At 32.3% G+C, this 19,877-nt stretch carries 18 protein-coding genes; all 18 read left to right on the top strand.

What is annotated here, in order from left to right; genetic code table 11:
• Nucleotides 1-180: 180 nt before the first annotated feature.
• The 18 genes from mraY (at nt 181) to ML436_05685 (ending at nt 19,874) form a co-directional block, all read left to right on the top strand.
• Nucleotides 181-1,146 carry a phospho-N-acetylmuramoyl-pentapeptide-transferase gene (mraY, locus tag ML436_05600; protein UMT79203.1) on the top strand — a complete coding sequence of 322 codons (966 nt, stop codon included), beginning with the start codon at nt 181-183 and terminating at the stop codon, nt 1,144-1,146.
• 1 nt (nt 1,147) lies between these two features.
• Nucleotides 1,148-2,497: a UDP-N-acetylmuramoyl-L-alanine--D-glutamate ligase gene (murD, locus tag ML436_05605; GenBank protein UMT79204.1), complete on the top strand. Its 1,350-nt coding sequence runs from the start codon at nt 1,148-1,150 to the stop codon at nt 2,495-2,497.
• A gap of 15 nt (nt 2,498-2,512) precedes the next feature.
• Entirely contained in the window at nt 2,513-3,856 is a 1,344-nt protein-coding gene (locus ML436_05610; protein ID UMT79205.1) for a cell division protein FtsQ/DivIB, read from the top strand.
• 104 nt (nt 3,857-3,960) lie between these two features.
• On the top strand, nt 3,961-5,367 hold the full coding sequence (gene ftsA, locus ML436_05615) for a cell division protein FtsA (GenBank protein UMT79206.1): 1,407 nt from the start codon (nt 3,961-3,963) through the stop codon (nt 5,365-5,367).
• Between the two features lie 32 nt (nt 5,368-5,399).
• Nucleotides 5,400-6,572 carry a cell division protein FtsZ gene (gene ftsZ / locus ML436_05620; protein UMT79207.1) on the top strand — a complete coding sequence of 391 codons (1,173 nt, stop codon included), beginning with the start codon at nt 5,400-5,402 and terminating at the stop codon, nt 6,570-6,572.
• Nucleotides 6,573-6,827: 255 nt separating this feature from the next.
• Entirely contained in the window at nt 6,828-7,625 is a 798-nt protein-coding gene (pgeF, locus tag ML436_05625) for a peptidoglycan editing factor PgeF (protein ID UMT79208.1), read from the top strand.
• A 13-nt stretch (nt 7,626-7,638) separates the two neighbouring features.
• A complete protein-coding gene (locus ML436_05630; protein ID UMT79209.1) occupies nt 7,639-8,313 on the top strand; it encodes a YggS family pyridoxal phosphate-dependent enzyme in 675 nt (224 codons plus the stop codon).
• Complete coding sequence (locus ML436_05635; GenBank protein ID UMT79210.1) at nt 8,310-8,873, top strand: cell division protein SepF; 564 nt, start codon at nt 8,310-8,312, stop codon at nt 8,871-8,873. The genes ML436_05630 and ML436_05635 overlap by 4 nt, the downstream gene beginning before the upstream one ends.
• An 11-nt stretch (nt 8,874-8,884) precedes the next feature.
• On the top strand, nt 8,885-9,175 hold the full coding sequence (locus ML436_05640) for a YggT family protein (GenBank protein UMT79211.1): 291 nt from the start codon (nt 8,885-8,887) through the stop codon (nt 9,173-9,175).
• A 110-nt stretch (nt 9,176-9,285) separates the two neighbouring features.
• Nucleotides 9,286-10,065: an RNA-binding protein gene (locus tag ML436_05645; protein ID UMT79212.1), complete on the top strand. Its 780-nt coding sequence runs from the start codon at nt 9,286-9,288 to the stop codon at nt 10,063-10,065.
• A 23-nt stretch (nt 10,066-10,088) separates the two neighbouring features.
• Nucleotides 10,089-10,718 carry a DivIVA domain-containing protein gene (locus ML436_05650; GenBank protein UMT79213.1) on the top strand — a complete coding sequence of 210 codons (630 nt, stop codon included), beginning with the start codon at nt 10,089-10,091 and terminating at the stop codon, nt 10,716-10,718.
• Between the two features lie 218 nt (nt 10,719-10,936).
• Nucleotides 10,937-13,687 carry an isoleucine--tRNA ligase gene (ileS, locus tag ML436_05655; GenBank protein ID UMT79214.1) on the top strand — a complete coding sequence of 917 codons (2,751 nt, stop codon included), beginning with the start codon at nt 10,937-10,939 and terminating at the stop codon, nt 13,685-13,687.
• A 290-nt stretch (nt 13,688-13,977) separates the two neighbouring features.
• Nucleotides 13,978-14,775, top strand: coding sequence for a VOC family protein (locus ML436_05660; GenBank protein ID UMT79215.1), 798 nt, complete (start codon nt 13,978-13,980; stop codon nt 14,773-14,775).
• Nucleotides 14,776-15,090: 315 nt separating this feature from the next.
• Nucleotides 15,091-15,582, top strand: coding sequence for a signal peptidase II (gene lspA, locus ML436_05665; GenBank protein UMT79216.1), 492 nt, complete (start codon nt 15,091-15,093; stop codon nt 15,580-15,582).
• Nucleotides 15,582-16,499 (top strand): RluA family pseudouridine synthase, encoded by a 918-nt coding sequence (locus tag ML436_05670; protein ID UMT79217.1) that lies wholly within the window; start codon nt 15,582-15,584, stop codon nt 16,497-16,499. Before lspA ends, ML436_05670 begins: the two co-directional genes overlap by 1 nt.
• 411 nt (nt 16,500-16,910) lie before the next feature.
• Nucleotides 16,911-17,438 carry a bifunctional pyr operon transcriptional regulator/uracil phosphoribosyltransferase PyrR gene (gene pyrR, locus ML436_05675; protein UMT79218.1) on the top strand — a complete coding sequence of 176 codons (528 nt, stop codon included), beginning with the start codon at nt 16,911-16,913 and terminating at the stop codon, nt 17,436-17,438.
• A 217-nt stretch (nt 17,439-17,655) separates the two neighbouring features.
• The gene (locus ML436_05680; protein UMT79219.1) at nt 17,656-18,963 is read left to right on the top strand and encodes an NCS2 family nucleobase:cation symporter; all 1,308 of its coding nucleotides are present in this window, start codon (nt 17,656-17,658) and stop codon (nt 18,961-18,963) included.
• Between the two features lie 26 nt (nt 18,964-18,989).
• Nucleotides 18,990-19,874, top strand: coding sequence for an aspartate carbamoyltransferase catalytic subunit (locus ML436_05685; protein UMT79220.1), 885 nt, complete (start codon nt 18,990-18,992; stop codon nt 19,872-19,874).
• The last annotated feature ends 3 nt before the right edge of the window (nt 19,875-19,877 follow it).

Genomic DNA, 19,877 nt, shown 5'->3' on the forward strand with positions numbered 1-19,877 from the left:
AGAATTTTAGGGTAGACGAGGTCAGGTTAACTTGTTTGTTATAAACAAACTTTTTATACTGGCCTCTTATACCGTGATGATATAAATATTTAAAAAATGATAACAACTTTGTTTATTAAATTGAAAAATTGATAATATATTAATGATTAAAAAAGTCTGGATTAAGAAGAGGAGATAATTATGATTTTTGTATATGCGTTTTTAGCGCTAGTCATCACTTTTGTTTTAGTACCTGTATTAATACCTACACTAAAAAGGATGAAATTCGGACAAAGTATCCGTGAAGAAGGTCCACAAAGCCACATGAAAAAAACAGGAACACCAACTATGGGTGGGCTAACATTTTTATTAAGTATTGTGATAACGTCATTAATTGCAATTATTTTTGTTAATGACTCAAATCCTATTTTATTATTGTTATTTGTAACAATTGGATTTGGATTAATTGGTTTTATCGATGATTACATCATTGTTGTTAAAAAGAATAACCAAGGTTTAACAAGCAAACAGAAATTTTTAGCGCAAATTGGAATAGCGATTATTTTCTTTGTTTTAAGTAATGTATTTCATTTGGTGAGTTTTTCAACAAATATACATATTCCATTTACAAATATAGCAATTCCACTATCGTTTGCTTATGTTGTATTTATAGTATTTTGGCAAGTTGGGTTTTCTAATGCGGTAAATTTAACTGATGGATTAGACGGACTAGCTACTGGCTTATCAATTATTGGTTTCACAATGTATGCAATTATGAGTTTTGTATTAGGTGAAACAGCAATAGGTATTTTCTGTATTATTATGTTATTTGCACTTTTAGGGTTTTTACCATATAACATTAATCCAGCAAAAGTGTTTATGGGTGATACGGGAAGTTTAGCATTAGGTGGTATTTTTGCTACAATTTCAATCATGTTAAATCAAGAGTTATCCTTAATTTTTATAGGACTTGTATTTGTGATAGAAACTTTATCGGTAATGTTACAAGTAGCCAGCTTTAAGCTTACTGGAAAACGTATATTTAAAATGAGCCCAATTCATCATCATTTTGAGTTGATTGGTTGGAGTGAATGGAAAGTTGTTACAGTATTTTGGACTGTAGGTTTAATTTCAGGTTTAATCGGATTATGGATTGGAGTGCATTAATATGCTCAATTATAAGGGCTTGGAAAATGAAAATGTATTAGTAGTAGGACTTGCAAAAAGTGGATACGAGGCAGCTAAATTATTAAGTAAGTTGGGTGCGAATGTAACGGTAAATGATGGTAAAGATTTGTCACAAGATGCGCATGCTAAAGATTTAGAATCAATGGGAATTAAGGTCGTTAGTGGTAGCCATCCAATATCATTACTAGACAATGATCCAATAGTTGTTAAAAATCCTGGTATACCATATACCGTGTCTATTATTGATGAAGCTGTGAAAAGGAATTTGAAAATATTAACTGAAGTAGAATTGAGTTATTTAATTTCTGAAGCACCAATCATAGCAGTGACAGGTACTAATGGTAAAACAACAGTTACATCTCTTATAGGAGATATGTTTAAAAAAAGTCGCTTAACAGGTAGACTTTCAGGAAATATTGGATATGTAGCATCAAAAGTTGCGCAAGAAGTAAAACCATCAGACTATTTAATTACTGAACTGTCATCATTTCAATTACTAGGAATTGAAAAATATAGACCACATATCGCCATTATTACTAACATTTACTCAGCTCATTTAGATTACCATGAGAATTTGGAAAATTATCAAAATGCTAAAAAACAAATTTATAAAAATCAAACTAAGGATGATTATTTAATTTGTAATTATCATCAAAGACAAGTTATAGAATCAGAAGATTTAAAAGCTAAAACGTTATATTTTTCAACGCAACAAGAAGTTGATGGTATTTATATCAAAGATGGCTTTATCGTATATAAAGGAATTCGAATTATAAATACGGACGATTTAGTATTACCAGGAGAACATAACTTAGAAAATATTCTAGCTGCTGTACTTGCTTGTATTTTAGCAGGAGTGCCTATCAAGGCGATTATTGATAGTTTGACTACTTTTTCAGGAATAGAACATCGATTACAGTACATTGGTACAAACAGAACAAATAAGTATTATAATGACTCAAAAGCTACTAATACACTTGCAACACAATTTGCTTTGAACTCTTTTAATCAACCAATCATTTGGTTATGTGGTGGGTTAGATAGAGGTAATGAATTTGATGAACTTATTCCTTACATGGAAAATGTTCGCGTAATGGTTGTATTCGGACAAACAAAAGATAAGTTTGCTAAACTAGGTAATAGTCAAGGGAAATCGGTCATTGAAGCAAACAACGTCGAAGATGCTGTTGATAAAGTACAAGATATTATTGAACCGAATGATGTAGTTTTGTTATCTCCAGCTTGTGCAAGTTGGGATCAATATAGTACTTTTGAAGAGCGTGGCGATAAATTTATTGAAAGATTCCGTGCCCATTTACCATCTTATTAAAGGGTGTGAGTATTGATGGATGATAAAACGAAGAATGATCAGCAAGAGCCAAATGAAGATAAAGATGAATTAGAACTATTTACTAGAAATACATCTAAGAAAAGAAGACAAAGAAAAAGGTCTGAAGCTACACGATTATTTGACCAAAATGCAAAAGATACATCGCAACAAGCAGAATTTGATGAGGACATATATTTAATCAATAAAGATTTTAAAAAAGATAACAATGATAATAGTGAAAATAATCAGTCGCATGAGCACATAAGTGACGGTGATGCTGATCATGGTAGGAGTTCAAACTCGATTAATCAAGTTTATAACTCGAATCAAGAAAATGTGCGATCAAATGATTCTGTTGATAATGGAGTTAGCTCTAACGACGAAAACTTAAACGATGAAAATCATCAAAATGACGACGTTAATTCGAAAGACAAAGTTGATGTTAGTGAATTAAACGATGACAAGGGGAAACGTAAGAGTAAAGTTACCCAACTTAAGCCTTTAACACTTGAGGAAAAGCGGAAGTTAAGACGTAAAAGACAGAAGAGAATTCAATATAGCATTATAACTATTTTAGTATTATTAATTGCAGTTATTTTAATTTATATGTTTTCACCACTTAGTAAAATTGCGCATGTAAATATAAATGGCAATAATCATGTTAGCACCTCGAAAATTAATAAAATTTTAAATGTAAAAAGTGATTCGAGGATGTATACATTTAGTAAGAAAAATGCAATCAATGATCTTGAAGAAGACCCATTAATTAAAAATGTTGATATACAAAAGAAATTGCCAAATACGTTAAATGTAGACATAACAGAAAATGAAATTATCGCTTTAGTAAAATATAAAGGTAAATATTTACCTTTATTAGAAAACGGGAAATTGCTTAAAGATTCAAATGATGTCAAAATTAATGATGCTCCTGTAATGGATGGCTTTAGTGGAACAAAAGAAAATGATATGATTAAAGCATTGTCTGATATGAAACCAGAAGTAAGGCGTTATATTGCAGAGGTTAGCTATGCACCAAGTAAAAATAAGCAAAGTAGAATAGAATTATATACTACTGATGGTCTTCAAGTTGTCGGTGACATTTCAACGATTGCTGATAAAATGAAATATTATCCACAAATGTCACAATCGTTATCAAGAGATAGTTCTGGTAAATTAAAAACACGCGGTTACATAGATTTATCTGTAGGCGCATCGTTCATTCCTTATCGAGGTAATACATCAAATCAATCAGAAAGCGATAAAAATGTGACTAAATCATCTCAAGAGGAAAATCAAGCAAAAGAAGAATTACAAAGCGTTTTAAACAAAATTAACAATCAATCAAGTAAGAATAATTAAAAAATTTTGATATTGTCTATGTTTATAGTTCACAAGCCATTCAACGTATTGTAAACTAAAGATAGTGTATTTTTTAATAGTAATTTGTCAGGAGGTGCCTATCTATGGAAGAACATTACTACGTAAGTATTGATATTGGATCATCAAGCGTAAAAACAATAGTAGGCGAGAAATTTCACAATGGTATAAATGTGATAGGTACAGGACAAACCTACACGAGCGGTATAAAAAATGGTTTAATTGATGATTTTGATATTGCGCGTCAAGCAATCAAAGACACAATTAAAAAGGCATCAATCGCTTCGGGTGTAGATATTAAAGAAGTTTTCCTGAAATTACCTATCATTGGAACGGAAGTTTATGATGAATCAAATGAAATCGACTTTTATGAGGATACAGAAATCAACGGTTCACATATCGAAAAAGTTTTAGAAGGTATTAGAGAAAAGAACGATGTGCAAGAAACAGAAGTAATAAATGTGTTCCCTATACGTTTTATAGTCGATAAAGAAAATGAGGTTTCAGACCCTAAAGAATTAATTGCCAGACATTCATTAAAGGTTGAAGCAGGCGTAATTGCTATTCAAAAATCAATTTTAATTAATATGATTAAATGTGTTGAAGCATGTGGTGTAGATGTATTAGATGTTTATTCTGACGCGTATAACTATGGTTCAATCCTAACAGCTACTGAAAAAGAGTTAGGTGCATGTGTAATTGATATTGGTGAAGATGTTACGCAAGTTGCTTTTTATGAACGTGGTGAATTAGTCGATGCTGATTCGATTGAAATGGCTGGACGCGATATTACAGATGATATTGCACAAGGGTTAAATACATCTTATGAAACAGCTGAAAAGGTTAAACATCAATACGGTCATGCATTTTATGATTCTGCTTCAGATCAAGATATATTCACTGTTGAACAGGTTGATAGTGATGAAACAGTGCAATATACTCAAAAAGACTTAAGTGACTTTATTGAAGCACGTGTAGAAGAAATATTTTTTGAAGTTTTTGACGTTTTACAAGAATTAGGATTAACTAAAGTAAATGGTGGATTTATAGTTACTGGTGGGTCAGCAAATTTACTTGGTGTAAAAGAATTATTATCTGATATGGTGAGTGAAAAAGTTAGAATTCATACGCCATCTCAAATGGGAATTAGAAAACCTGAATTTTCTTCAGCAATTTCTACAATTTCTAGTAGTATCGCTTTTGATGAGTTATTAGATTATGTTACAATTAATTATCATGATAATGAAGAAACTGAAGAAGATGTTATTGATGTGAAAGACAAAGATAACGAATCTAAATTAGGCGGATTTGATTGGTTTAAACGTAAAACGAACAAAAAAGGTACTCATGAAAATGAAGTAGAATCAACAGATGAAGAAATTTATCAATCAGAAGATAATCATCAGGAACATAAACAGAATCATGAACATGTTCAAGACAAAGATAAAGAAGAAAGTAAATTCAAAAAACTAATGAAATCTCTATTTGAATGATTATTGGCCAATAAAACTAGGAGGAAATTTAAATGTTAGAATTTGAACAAGGATTTAATCATTTAGCGACTTTAAAGGTCATTGGTGTAGGTGGTGGCGGTAATAACGCTGTAAACCGAATGATTGACCACGGAATGAATAATGTTGAATTTATCGCTATCAACACAGACGGTCAAGCTTTAAACTTATCTAAAGCTGAATCTAAAATCCAAATCGGTGAGAAATTAACACGTGGTTTAGGTGCAGGTGCTAACCCTGAAATTGGTAAAAAAGCTGCTGAAGAATCTCGTGAACAAATTGAAGATGCAATTCAAGGTGCAGATATGGTATTCGTCACTTCTGGTATGGGTGGCGGAACTGGTACTGGTGCGGCTCCAGTTGTAGCTAAAATTGCAAAAGAAATGGGTGCATTAACAGTTGGTGTTGTAACTCGCCCATTTAGCTTTGAAGGACGTAAACGTCAAACTCAAGCTGCTGCTGGAGTAGAAGCTATGAAAGCTGCTGTTGATACATTAATCGTAATTCCAAACGATCGTTTATTAGACATCGTTGACAAATCTACACCAATGATGGAAGCATTTAAAGAGGCTGACAATGTGTTACGCCAAGGTGTACAAGGTATTTCAGATTTAATCGCTGTTTCTGGTGAAGTTAACTTAGACTTTGCAGATGTTAAGACAATCATGTCTAACCAAGGCTCAGCATTAATGGGTATCGGTGTATCATCTGGTGAAAACAGAGCAGTAGAAGCTGCTAAAAAAGCAATTTCTTCTCCATTACTTGAAACATCTATCGTTGGTGCACAAGGTGTGCTTATGAACATTACTGGTGGCGAGTCATTATCATTATTCGAAGCACAAGAAGCTGCCGACATCGTTCAAGATGCTGCTGATGAAGATGTAAATATGATCTTTGGTACAGTAATCAATCCTGAATTACAAGATGAAATTGTAGTTACGGTTATCGCAACTGGCTTTGATGACAAACCAACTTCACATGGTCGTAAATCAGGTAGTACTGGATTTGGAACTAGTGTAAGTAGTTCAAATAGTTCTACTTCTAAAGAAGATTCATTTACTTCAAATTCTTCAAATGCGCAAGCGTCTGAAAGTGTAAGTGAAAGATCACATACAACTAAAGAAGATGATATTCCTAGCTTCATTAGAAATAGAGAAGAAAGACGTTCTAGAAGAACTAGACGTTAATTGATATATATACACAAAATAATTCAACACAAATCATCAGATATGTTATCTGATGATTTTTTTACTACTTTTTAATGAATAATGACGTGTTATGTAAGGAGTTCATTGTACCTTTAAAAAGTTTGGAATTTTAATCTTAAGATGAAATATTAATGGCACAACAATTTAATTTTAAACATAAATGTTATAATATATAATTATTAAACTTTACGCAGTTAGACGAAAATAATTTTATGAAATGATGGTGACAATCGATTGAATGATAAATTTAAAACACAACCGCATCATTTAATATTTGAAGAATTATTACAACAGGGCATTACTTTGGGTATTACTACAAGAGCAAATGGATTGAGTAAATATCCAGAAAACGCGTTTAATATGGCACGTTATATTGAGGATAATGCTAACAATATTACACAACATCAAATTCAACTTGCTAAAGAAATTGGATTTGATAGAGATGAATGGGTATTTCCAATACAAACTCATGAAAATAAAGTCGCACACATAACTAAAGATGATCGAGGAACGAATATTGATGTATTAACAAACCAGCTTCATGGAATTGATGCTATGTACACATACGATTATGATGTATTATTAACAATGTGTTATGCGGACTGTGTCCCAGTATATTTTTATAGTCCGAAACATCATTTTATAGCACTAGCTCATGCGGGTTGGCGTGGCACATATACTGAAATTGTAAAAGAAGTACTTAATCAAGTAGATTTTGACTTGGAAGATTTATATGTAGTTATAGGTCCAGCTACTTCTTCGAGTTATGAGATTAATGATGATATTAAGAATAAATTTGAAACACTACCAATTAATAGTTCAAATTATATTGAAACAAGAGGACAAGACCGTCACGGAATCGATTTAAAAAAAGCAAATGCTGAATTATTATCTTATTATGGTGTTCCCAATGAAAATATTTACACAACAACTTATGCTACATCAGAGCATTTAAACTTGTTTTTCTCTTATAGAGTGGAAAAAGGACAAACAGGGCGCATGTTAGCATTTATTGGACAACAGAAGCAATAAGGAGGAATTAGGCTTGCGCGTAGAAGAAAACTTACAACAAATTGCAACACAAATTAATGACAAAATTGAAAAAAATAATTTTTCAACAAAACCAAACGTGATTGCAGTCACAAAATATGTTACAATAGAGCGAGCTAAAGAAGCATATGAGGCTGGAATAAGACACTTTGGAGAGAATAGATTGGAAGGCTTTTTCCAAAAGAAAGAGGCTCTACCAAAAGATGCAATAATACATTTTATTGGATCATTACAATCTCGAAAAGTTAAAGATGTCATAAATGACGTTGATTATTTTCATGCTTTAGATCGATTGAGCTTAGCCAAAGAAATTAATAAACGTGCAGAACATAAAATTAAATGTTTCTTGCAAGTGAACGTTTCGGGTGAAGCTTCTAAACATGGTATTGATTTAGAAGATGTAGATCAGTTTATTCATGATCTTAAAGAATATGACAAAATTGAAATTGTAGGTTTAATGACGATGGCTCCATTGACAGACGATGTTGCATATATTAAATCGTTATTTAAGAATTTACGCTTAAAAAAAGAACAAATACAACGACTCAATTTAGATTATGCGCCTTGCAATGAATTATCAATGGGAATGAGTAATGATTATCTTATTGCAGTTGAAGAAGGTGCCACGTTTGTTAGAATTGGGACTAAACTTGTAGGAGAAGAGGAGTGAGCCACTTGGCTTTAAAAGATTTATTTAGTGGATTTTTTGTAATAGATGATGAAGAGGAAGTAGAAGTGCCTGAAAAACAACAACAGGTAAATGAAGCGCCACCAAAAGAGCAGTCACAGAAAACAACAAAACAAAACGCAATCAAATCAGTCCCTCAAAAATCTGCATCAAGATATACAACAACGTCAGAAGAAAGGAATTCTCGTATGCCTAATTATTCAAATAATAATTCACGTAATGTTGTAACTATGAACAATGCTACACCAAACAATGCATCTCAAGAAAGCTCAAAAATGTGTTTATTCGAACCGCGTGTATTTTCAGACACACAAGATATCGCTGATGAACTTAAAAATCGTCGTGCAACTCTTGTAAATCTACAACGCATTGATAAAGTATCAGCGAAAAGAATTATTGACTTTTTAAGTGGTACAGTATATGCGATTGGTGGAGACATCCAACGTGTAGGTACTGATATTTTCTTATGTACACCTGATAATGTGGAAGTAGCTGGAAGCATTACAGACCATATTGAAAATATGGAACATTCATTCGACTAAGGAGTTAACATATGGATATAAATTTGCTAGCTACAATATTTAAATTTATCCTTTTTGTTGTTGAAATTTATTATTTCGGCATGATTATTTATTTCTTTACATCTTGGGTTCCAAGTATTAGAGAAACAAAGGTTGGATATTTTTTAGCGAAGATATATGAGCCTTTTTTACAACCATTTAGAAAAATAATTCCACCTATTGGAATTATCGATATATCATCAATCGCAGCAATTATCGTTTTAGTATTATTCCAAAAAGGATTACTTCAAATCTTTAATTGGATTCTAATGCAATTACAATAGATTGTGCGAGATAACGAGGCAAGGGTATTTGATACTTAAGCCTCGTTTTTGATATGTATTTTTGTAACATTTAGTGCAATTTACGATACTGCACAAATTTATTTAAGGTAGTGATTAACATAGATATTTATCAACACTTTAGACAGGAAGAATATGAGTTGATTGACATATTAACGGATAAATGTGCACAAGCAGAGCAACATTACGCGCCAGTTTTAACTCATTTTTTAGATCCGAGAGGTCAATATATATTAGAAGTAATAAGTGGTAGCTATGATGATTTGAAAGTTTCATTTAATGGTGGTCCTTTTGCCGAAAGAAAAAGAGCGATTATTTCACCGAGTTATTTTGATCCGAAAGAAAGTGACTTTGAACTAACTTTAATTGAGGTCGATTATCCTGAAAAATTTGTAACTTTAAAGCACCAACATATTTTAGGAACTTTGATGTCGTTAGGTATCGAACGTGAACAAGTAGGAGATATTATTGTAGCTGAAGACATTCAATTTGTTTTGACAAGTAGATTGGAATCATTTATTATGTTAGAATTACAACGTATTAAAGGCGCATCAGTTAAACTTAATACTATTCCACTAACAGATATGATACAATCTAATGAGAATTGGAAAATTGAAAGTGCAACAATTAGTTCTTTAAGATTAGATGTTGTTATTAAAGAAATGATACGAAAATCACGCACGATTGCGAAACAATTAATCGATAAAAAGCGTGTTAAAGTGAACCATACAATTGTGGATTCAGCCGATTTTCAATTACAAGCAAATGATTTAATTTCCATCCAAGGATTTGGTAGAGCACACATTACTGACTTAGGTGGTAAAACTAAAAAAGATAAAACGCACATTACCTATAGAACATTATTCAAATAGTAATGATTTAAGGAGGATTACAAATGCCTTTTACACCAAATGAAATTAAGAATAAAGAGTTTACACGTGTAAAGAATGGTTTAGAACCAACTGAAGTTGCTAACTTTTTAGAGCAACTAAGCACAGAAATTGAACGTCTTAAAGAAGATAAAAAACAACTTGAAAAAGTAGTTGAAGAGAGAGATACTAATATTAAGTCTTATCAAGAGGTACACCAATCTGTAAGTGATGCTTTAGTGCAAGCTCAAAAAGCTGGTGAAGAAACAAAGCAAGCTGCAGAGAAGCAAGCTGAAGCAATTATTGCTAGAGCACAAGCTCAAGCTGATCAAATGGTTGGAGATGCAGTTGAAAAAGCACGTCGCTTAGCTTTCCAAACTGAAGATATGAAACGCCAATCTAAAGTGTTTAGATCTCGTTTTCGTATGCTAGTTGAAGCACAATTAGACTTATTAAAGAATGAAGATTGGGATTATTTATTGAATTATGATTTAGATGCAGAACAAGTGACACTTGAAAACATCCATCATTTACATGAAAATGATTTAAAACCGGATGAAGCACAAGCAGCAGAAAATGCACAAAATAGTGATTCAAGTTCTTCAGAAAGTAATTCACAAGAAGATTCTAATGATTCAGAAACAACAAAAAAGTAATTAATTAAAGACAGACGCGTAATATACATTAAACTTTTCACAGCGAATTAGGTAACGGTGAGAGCCTAGTAAAAGCATGTATGTTATATCACTGACTTTTTATTATTTAAATATTGTAATGAGAGAACTCTAAGTTGAGTTAATAAGGGTGGTACCGCGAGACAATCGTCCCTTTTAATTTAACTTAGAGTTTTTTAATTTTTTAAGGAGTGAACAAAATGGATTACAAAGAAACGTTATTAATGCCTAAAACAGATTTCCCAATGCGAGGTGGTTTACCTAATAAAGAACCACAAATCCAAGAAAAATGGGATGCAGAAGATCAATACCACAAAGCGTTAGAAAAAAATAAAGGAAAAGAAACATTTATTTTACATGATGGACCTCCATACGCGAATGGTAACTTGCATATGGGACATGCCTTGAACAAAATTTTAAAAGACTTTATTGTACGTTATAAAACTATGCAAGGATTTTACGCACCTTATGTACCAGGTTGGGATACACATGGTTTGCCAATTGAACAAGCTTTAACGAAAAAAGGTATTGATCGTAAAAAGATGTCAACAGCCGAGTTCCGTGAAAAATGTAAGGAGTTTGCTTTAGAGCAAATTGAATTACAGAAAAAAGACTTTAGACGTTTAGGTGTTCGTGGGGACTTTAATGATCCATACATTACATTAAAACCTGAATATGAAGCTGCACAAATTCGTATTTTCGGTGAAATGGCTGATAAAGGCCTAATCTATAAAGGTAAAAAGCCAGTATACTGGTCTCCATCAAGTGAATCTTCATTAGCAGAAGCTGAAATTGAATATCATGATAAACGTTCTGCATCAATCTATGTTGCATTTGATGTGAAAGATGACAAAGGTGTAGTAGATTCAGATGCTAAATTTATTATTTGGACAACAACACCTTGGACCATTCCATCTAATGTTGCAATTACTGTACATCCGGAATTAAAATACGGTCAATATAATGTTGATGGTCAAAAATACATCGTAGCAGAAGCGTTATCTGATGCCGTAGCAGAAGCATTAGGCTGGGATAAAGATTCAATCAAATTAGAAAAAGAATTTTCAGGAAAAGAATTAGAGTATGTTGTAGCACAACATCCATTCTTAGATAGAGAATCATTAGTAATTAATGGTGAACATGTTACTACAGATGCTGGTACAGGTTGTGTACATACAGCACCAGGTCACGGGGAAGATGACTATATTGTAGGTCAAAAATATGAATTGCCTGTTATTAGTCCAATTGATGATAAAGGTGTCTTCACTGAAGAAGGTGGACAATTTGAAGGTATGTTTTATGATAAAGCAAATAAAGCCGTTACGGATTTATTAACTGAAAAAGGTGCTTTATTAAAATTAGACTTTATTACACATAGTTACCCACATGACTGGAGAACGAAAAAGCCGGTTATTTTCCGTGCAACACCTCAATGGTTTGCATCAATTAGTAAAGTTAGAAAAGATATTTTAGATGCAATCGAAAACACAAACTTCAAAGTAAATTGGGGTAAAACACGTATTTATAATATGGTACGTGACCGTGGCGAATGGGTTATTTCACGTCAACGTGTTTGGGGAGTACCTTTACCAGTATTCTATGCTGAAAACGGCGATATTATTATGACTAAAGAAACAGTGAATCATGTTGCTGATTTATTTGCTGAACACGGTTCAAATATTTGGTTTGAAAGAGAAGCTAAAGATTTGTTACCAGAAGGATTTACACATCCTGGTAGCCCTAACGGCACATTTACTAAAGAAACAGACATCATGGATGTTTGGTTCGATTCAGGTTCATCACATCGCGGTGTATTAGAAACGAGACCTGAATTAAGCTTCCCGGCAGATATGTACTTAGAAGGTAGTGACCAATATCGTGGTTGGTTTAACTCATCAATCACAACTGCTGTTGCTACGAGAGGTGTTTCTCCTTATAAATTCTTACTTTCACATGGATTTGTAATGGATGGAGAAGGTAAGAAAATGAGTAAATCACTAGGAAATGTTATCGTTCCTGATCAAGTAGTTAAACAAAAAGGTGCAGATATTGCCAGACTTTGGGTAAGTAGTACTGACTATTTAGCTGACGTTAGAATTTCTGATGATATTTTAAAACAAACATCTGATGTTTATCGTAAAATTAGAAATACTTTAAGATTTATGTTAGGTAATATCAATGATTTCAATCCTGAAACTGATAGTGTTCCAGAGTCTGAATTATTAGAAGTTGATCGTTATTTGTTAAATCGTTTACGCGAGTTTACTGCAAGTACTATTAACAACTATGAAAACTTTGACTACTTAAACATTTATCAAGAAGTTCAAAACTTTATCAATGTTGAGTTAAGTAACTTCTACTTAGATTATGGTAAAGATATCTTATATATCGAACAACGTGATTCGCATATTCGCCGTAGTATGCAAACTGTGTTATACCAAATTTTAGTAGATATGACGAAGTTGTTAGCACCGATTTTAGTGCATACAGCAGAAGAAGTTTGGTCACATACCCCTCATGTAAAAGAAGAAAGTGTTCACTTAGCTGATATGCCAGAAGTTGTTGAAGTAGATCAAGCTTTATTAGATAAATGGCGTACATTTATGAATTTACGTGATGATGTTAACCGTGCATTAGAAACTGCACGTAATGAAAAAGTTATCGGTAAATCATTAGAAGCTAAAGTTACAATTGCAAGCAACGATAAATTTAATGCTTCAGAATTCTTATCTTCATTTGATGCGTTACATCAACTATTTATCGTATCGCAAGTGAACGTCGTTGATAAATTAGATCAAGGAACAACATACGAGTATGGCGACATTGTCATTGAACATGCAGAAGGCGAAAAATGTGAAAGATGTTGGAACTATTCAGAGGATTTAGGTGCTGTTGGAGAATTAACGCATCTATGTCCACGTTGTCAAGAAGTAGTAAAATCACTTGTATAATTTAAAATGACCTATTAGTTCGTTAGTATAATATAAATTAAAACTCTCTTCATAAAAATGTAGCAGTTTTTGTTGACATGATGAAGAGAGTTTTTTTGTGAATAAAAAAATGACTGAGTTACTGGTTATAAGTGTAAAAAAATGTGTGATTTACTAAAATAAAAATTATTCAGGAATGGTACAAATTCTCTGAGGTTTATAAATGCGTTATAGTTGCTATTCTCAATTATGTTCGCGATAATTTTAAGTAAAAGTAAGCACAGATATTGAATTTGATAGGAGTTAATTGAATGTATCATAACAGTAACGCAAACTTTGTAAATGGTATCACTTTAAATGTGAGAGATAAGAATGAATTAAAGCCATTTTATGAGGACGTATTAGGATTAAACATTATAAATGAAACATTGACGTCGATACAATATGAAATTGGGCAATCTAATCATGTGATAACATTAGTTGAAGTGCAAGATGGACGTGAACCTTTAATGTCTGAAGCTGGTCTTTTTCATATAGCAATTAAACTTCCTGAAATTAGTGACTTAGCCGATTTATTAATACATTTAAGTGAATATGATATTCCGGTTAATGGGGGAATTCAACCTGCATCGTTGTCATTATTTTTCGAAGACCCTGAAGGAAATGGCTTTAAATTTTACGTGGATAAAGATGAGGAACAATGGATAAGAGAAAATGAATTGGTAAAAGTAGACATAAGACCGTTAAATGTCCCGAGGTTAGTTAGTCATGCAACCAAAACACTATGGGTAGGAATTCCTGATGAGGCAATTATTGGAGCATTGCATATAAAAACAATCCACATAACAGATGTTAAAGATTATTATCTTAATTATTTTGGGTTGAAAGAATCAGCAATTATGGATGATTATTCGTTGTTTCTAGCGTCTAATGGATATTATCAACATTTAGCTATGAACGATTGGGTCTCTGCAACTAAACGTATTGAAAATTTTGAAACATACGGTTTAGCAATCGTAGATTTTCATTATCCAGAAACAACCCATTTAAATTTGCAAGGTCCAGATGGCATTTATTATCGTTTTAATCAAATAGAAGTCATTGATTAGTGAATGCTGTTTTATAGAGACTAACTGTTTATTAAAGTTAAAAATGAGATGTATCATAGTAATGAAGGAGTTACAGTGAATTTTATTTAATTGAGATAGAATTCACTGTTTTTAAATGAATTTTTAAAAAGCAATTTAAACATATTTATCAAATTAAGACACACATCAACTGAAATTCAACTATTATAAATTTATAGATTTGTGAGAATTGAATCGATATCATTTTTTAATTGTAATATGCTTACTTTTTTTATTAGCATGTGTAAGCTATAATATAAAGAGTTGTCTTATGGACGATTGATTGGAGGAACGAGAATGAACAAAAAATATTTTATTGGCACTTCCATTTTAATAGCATTATTTGTCATAATATTTGACCAAGTTACAAAGTATATTGTTGCTACAAGTATGAAAATAGGAGATTCATTTGAAGTTATACCGAATTTTTTAAATATTACATCACATCGAAACAATGGTGCAGCGTGGGGAATATTGAGTGGTAAAATGATGTTTTTCTACATCATTACTATTATTATATTAATCGCACTAGTATATTTTTATATCAAAGATGCTCAATATCATTTGTTTATGCAAATTGCAATTAGTTTACTTTTTGCTGGTGCTTTAGGTAATTTTATCGATAGAGTATTAACAGGTGAAGTTGTAGACTTTATAGATACAAATATTTTTGGTTATGATTTTCCAATTTTTAATATCGCTGATTCTAGTTTGACGATAGGTGTTATTTTAATAATTATTGCACTACTAAAAGATACTTCCAATAAAAAGGAGAAGGAGGTTAAATAATGGAGACATTTGAATTTAACATTACAGAAAAAGAACAGACTGGTATGCGTATTGATAAACTCTTACCTGAATTAAATAGTGATTGGTCGCGTAATCAAATACAAGACTGGATTAAAGCAGGATTAGTGGTAGCTAATGATAAAGTTGTAAAATCAAATTATAAAGTAAAGCTAAATGATCGTATTGTTGTCACTGAAAAAGAAATTGTAGAAGCTGACATCCAGCCTGAAAATTTAAATTTAGACATTTATTATGAAGATGATGATGTTGCAGTAGTATATAAACCAAAAGGTATGGTTGTACATCCATCACCAGGTCATTATACCAATACTTTAGTTAATGGTTTAATGTATCAAATTAAAAACTTATCTGGCATCAATGGCGAGATACGTCCAGGTATTGTACACCGTATTGATATGGATACTTCAGGCTTATTGATGGTTGCTAAAAATGACATCGCACATCGTGGTTTAGTGGAACAATTAATGGATAAATCGGTTAAAAGAAAATATATTGCTTTAGTTCATGGTAATATTCCGCATGATTATGGAACTATCGATGCACCAATCGGTAGAAATAAAAATGACCGTCAATCAATGGCAGTTGTTGATGATGGCAAGGAAGCAGTAACACATTTTAACGTACTAGAGCACTTTAAAGACTATACTTTAGTTGAATGTCAACTTGAAACCGGACGTACACATCAAATCCGTGTTCATATGAAATATATTGGATTCCCTTTAGTTGGTGATCCTAAGTACGGTCCGAAGAAGACTTTGGATATAGGTGGACAAGCATTACATGCTGGACTGATTGGATTTACACATCCTGTTACAGGGGAATATATTGAAAAACAAGCTGAATTACCTCAAGATTTTGAAGATTTGTTAGAGACAATACGAAAAAGAGATGCATAATTATCGGTTTTAATAATAACAATAACTATATTATGTAAACCTTAAACGTTAGCTATTTTTTCATCGTTCAAAATGAAACTTGTGTTTTTCATTTGAAAATTTTATTACGATTAACAATTTACGTATTCCAGGTTGATTTTTTAATATAGATTGACAAAGTAGCTAATTAGTATTATCCTTATAACAGTTTAAGTACAGCATAAATGAGTCTTTAAATGAGCGTCCAGAGAGTCGTCAAAGACATGATATAAATAGATATATACTAAAATGAACTTTACCACCTTTAAATCAATAAGCGTATTTAATGCAATTTGTGCGCATTATTAAAGTCAGGTGATTGTATATACTAAACCTCATGTCGATATTAAAGACGTGAGGTTTTTTGTTTCTAAATTTTGAAAGGGTGAGAATATGTCTGAGCGTATCATTATGGATGATGCAGCAATACAACGTACAGTAACGAGAATCGCTCATGAAATTTTGGAGTATAACAAAGGTACTGATAATCTAATTCTATTAGGTATTAAAACAAGAGGTGAATATTTAGCTAATCGTATACAAAATAAAATTCACCAAATAGAGCAACAACAAATACCTACTGGAACAATTGATATAACTTATTTTAGAGATGATATTGAGCATATGTCATCACAAACGTCAAAAGATGCGATTGAAATCGATACTGACATTACAAATAAAGTTGTCATAATTATTGATGACGTACTTTATACTGGCCGTACGGTTCGAGCTTCACTAGACGCTATTTTATTAAACGCTAGACCAATTAAAATTGGATTAGCCGCATTGGTTGATCGAGGGCATCGAGAACTACCAATACGAGCTGATTTTGTTGGTAAAAACATTCCAACTTCTAAAGACGAAACAGTTAGTGTTTATTTAGAAGAGATGGATCAAAGAAATGCAGTTATAATTAAATAATAACCCCTTTTAATTCAGTACGAGAGACTGAGAAAGGTGAGGGATTAAATAGAAAGTAAGCTTTGTTATGCTTATTTATCGAGTATGCCCTCATATATGACAACTACAAGACTATTTTCATATGAATGTATGACTTGTAGAATATTGTCACACTTTTCGTCTCTTTACATAATACTGATGTAAAGAGATTTTTTTATTATCGGAGGAAATGAATATCATGCAAAATGAAGAAATGTTTGAACGAACAGTAAAGCCTGTACTTGATGTAAATGAAAAACCACAACCGGCACAATGGGCATTTTTAAGCTTACAACATTTGTTTGCGATGTTTGGTGCAACGGTACTTGTACCATTCTTAACAGGACTACCAATATCAGCAGCGTTACTTGCTTCGGGAATCGGTACTCTACTTTATATATTAATAACAAAAGCGCAAATCCCGGCATATCTTGGATCGAGCTTTGCATTTATTACACCAATTATCACAGGTTTAAGTACTCATAGCTTAGGTGATATGCTAGTGGCATTATTTATGAGTGGTGTTATGTACGTAATTATCGGCGTTTTAATCAAGTTAAGTGGAACAGCTTGGTTAATGAAACTATTACCACCAGTTGTAGTTGGTCCAGTCATTATGGTTATTGGTTTAAGTTTAGCGCCAACTGCTGTAAATATGGCAATGTATGAAAATCCAGGTGATATGAAAGGTTACAATATAAGCTTCTTAGTTGTAGCAATGGTTACATTACTAGTAACGATAGTAGTACAAGGATTTTTCAAAGGATTCTTATCATTAATACCAGTACTTGTAGGTATCATCGTCGGATATGTGGTAGCGATTTTTATGGGGATAGTTAAATTTGATGCTGTTATGTCAGCAAAATGGCTAGATTTCCCTCATATTTATCTGCCATTTAAAGACTATGTACCATCATTCCATTTAGGTCTTGTGCTAGTTATGATTCCAATCGTATTTGTAACGGTAAGTGAACATATCGGTCATCAGATGGTACTAAATAAAATAGTAGGTAGAAACTTTTTTGAAAAGCCAGGGCTTGATAAATCAATTATTGGTGACGGTGTATCTACTATGTTCGCAAGTATCATTGGTGGACCACCAAGTACAACATACGGTGAAAACATTGGTGTCTTAGCAATTACAAGAATTTACAGCATTTATGTTATCGGTGGCGCTGCAGTAATAGCGATTATATTGGCATTCATTGGTAAATTTACAGCACTAATATCTTCAATACCAACGCCAGTCATGGGTGGTGTGTCGATTTTACTTTTCGGAATTATTGCAGCTAGTGGATTAAGAATGCTAGTTGAAAGTAAAGTAGACTTCGCTAATAACCGTAACTTAGTAATAGCTTCTGTAGTCTTAGTCGTAGGCATTGGTAACTTAGTATTCAACTTGAAAGAAATTGGTATCAATCTTCAAATCGAAGGAATGGCATTAGCAGCACTTTCAGGAATTATTTTGAACTTAATCTTACCTAAAGAGAAAAAGCAAAACAATTAAGGTTTACAAACTAAGGAGGGCGCTTTATGAATCATTTATTATCAATGGAACATTTATCAACAGATCAAATCTATTCACTTATCCAAAAGGCTAGTCAATTTAAATCTGGTGAACGTCAACTACCAAACTTTGAAGGGAAATATGTTGCAAATTTATTCTTTGAAAATTCTACTCGAACAAAGTGTAGTTTTGAAATGGCCGAACTTAAATTAGGATTGAAAACTATTAGTTTTGAAACTTCTACATCGTCAGTTTCTAAGGGAGAATCCTTATATGATACATGTAAAACGTTGGAAAGTATTGGCTGTGATTTACTAGTCATAAGACATCCATTTAATAATTACTATGACAAATTAGCAAATATTAATATTCCTATTGCAAATGCTGGTGATGGAAGTGGACAACATCCAACTCAAAGTTTACTTGACTTAATGACGATTTATGAAGAGTACGGTTATTTCGAAGGATTAAATGTATTGATATGTGGAGATATAAAAAATTCACGCGTCGCACGCAGCAACTATTACAGTTTAAAGGCATTAGGAGCAAACGTTATGTTTAATAGTCCTGATGCGTGGATTGATGATTCATTAGAAGCACCTTATGTCAATATTGACGATGTAATTGAAAATGTAGACATCGTAATGTTACTAAGAATTCAACATGAAAGACATGGACTTGCTGAAGAAGCGAGATTCGCAGCAGACGATTATCATCAAAAGCATGGTTTAAAAGAAACAAGATATAACAAATTACAATCGCATGCAATTGTGATGCATCCAGCTCCAGTTAATAGAGGCGTAGAAATACAAACTGACTTAGTTGAAGCTTCAAAATCAAGAATTTTCAAACAAATGGAAAATGGCGTGTACTTAAGAATGGCAGTCATTGATGAATTATTAAATAAGTAAGGG

It is taken from the genome of Staphylococcus roterodami, from assembly GCA_022493055.1.
Lineage (GTDB): Bacteria > Bacillota > Bacilli > Staphylococcales > Staphylococcaceae > Staphylococcus > Staphylococcus singaporensis.

Bases quoted from the DNA above. Each gene is read 5' to 3' on its own strand.
- ML436_05680 (UMT79219.1), top strand. From the start codon at position 17,656: ATGCAAAATGAAGAAATGTTTGAACGAACAGTAAAGCCTGTACTTGAT.
- ftsA (UMT79206.1), top strand. From the start codon at position 3,961: ATGGAAGAACATTACTACGTAAGTATTGATATTGGATCATCAAGCGTA.
- ileS (UMT79214.1), top strand. From the start codon at position 10,937: ATGGATTACAAAGAAACGTTATTAATGCCTAAAACAGATTTCCCAATG.
- ML436_05610 (UMT79205.1), top strand. From the start codon at position 2,513: ATGGATGATAAAACGAAGAATGATCAGCAAGAGCCAAATGAAGATAAA.
- ftsZ (UMT79207.1), top strand. From the start codon at position 5,400: ATGTTAGAATTTGAACAAGGATTTAATCATTTAGCGACTTTAAAGGTC.
- ML436_05640 (UMT79211.1), top strand. From the start codon at position 8,885: ATGGATATAAATTTGCTAGCTACAATATTTAAATTTATCCTTTTTGTT.
- murD (UMT79204.1), top strand. From the start codon at position 1,148: ATGCTCAATTATAAGGGCTTGGAAAATGAAAATGTATTAGTAGTAGGA.
- mraY (UMT79203.1), top strand. From the start codon at position 181: ATGATTTTTGTATATGCGTTTTTAGCGCTAGTCATCACTTTTGTTTTA.
- ML436_05650 (UMT79213.1), top strand. From the start codon at position 10,089: ATGCCTTTTACACCAAATGAAATTAAGAATAAAGAGTTTACACGTGTA.
- pyrR (UMT79218.1), top strand. From the start codon at position 16,911: ATGTCTGAGCGTATCATTATGGATGATGCAGCAATACAACGTACAGTA.
- ML436_05670 (UMT79217.1), top strand. From the start codon at position 15,582: ATGGAGACATTTGAATTTAACATTACAGAAAAAGAACAGACTGGTATG.
- ML436_05685 (UMT79220.1), top strand. From the start codon at position 18,990: ATGAATCATTTATTATCAATGGAACATTTATCAACAGATCAAATCTAT.
- ML436_05660 (UMT79215.1), top strand. From the start codon at position 13,978: ATGTATCATAACAGTAACGCAAACTTTGTAAATGGTATCACTTTAAAT.
- lspA (UMT79216.1), top strand. From the start codon at position 15,091: ATGAACAAAAAATATTTTATTGGCACTTCCATTTTAATAGCATTATTT.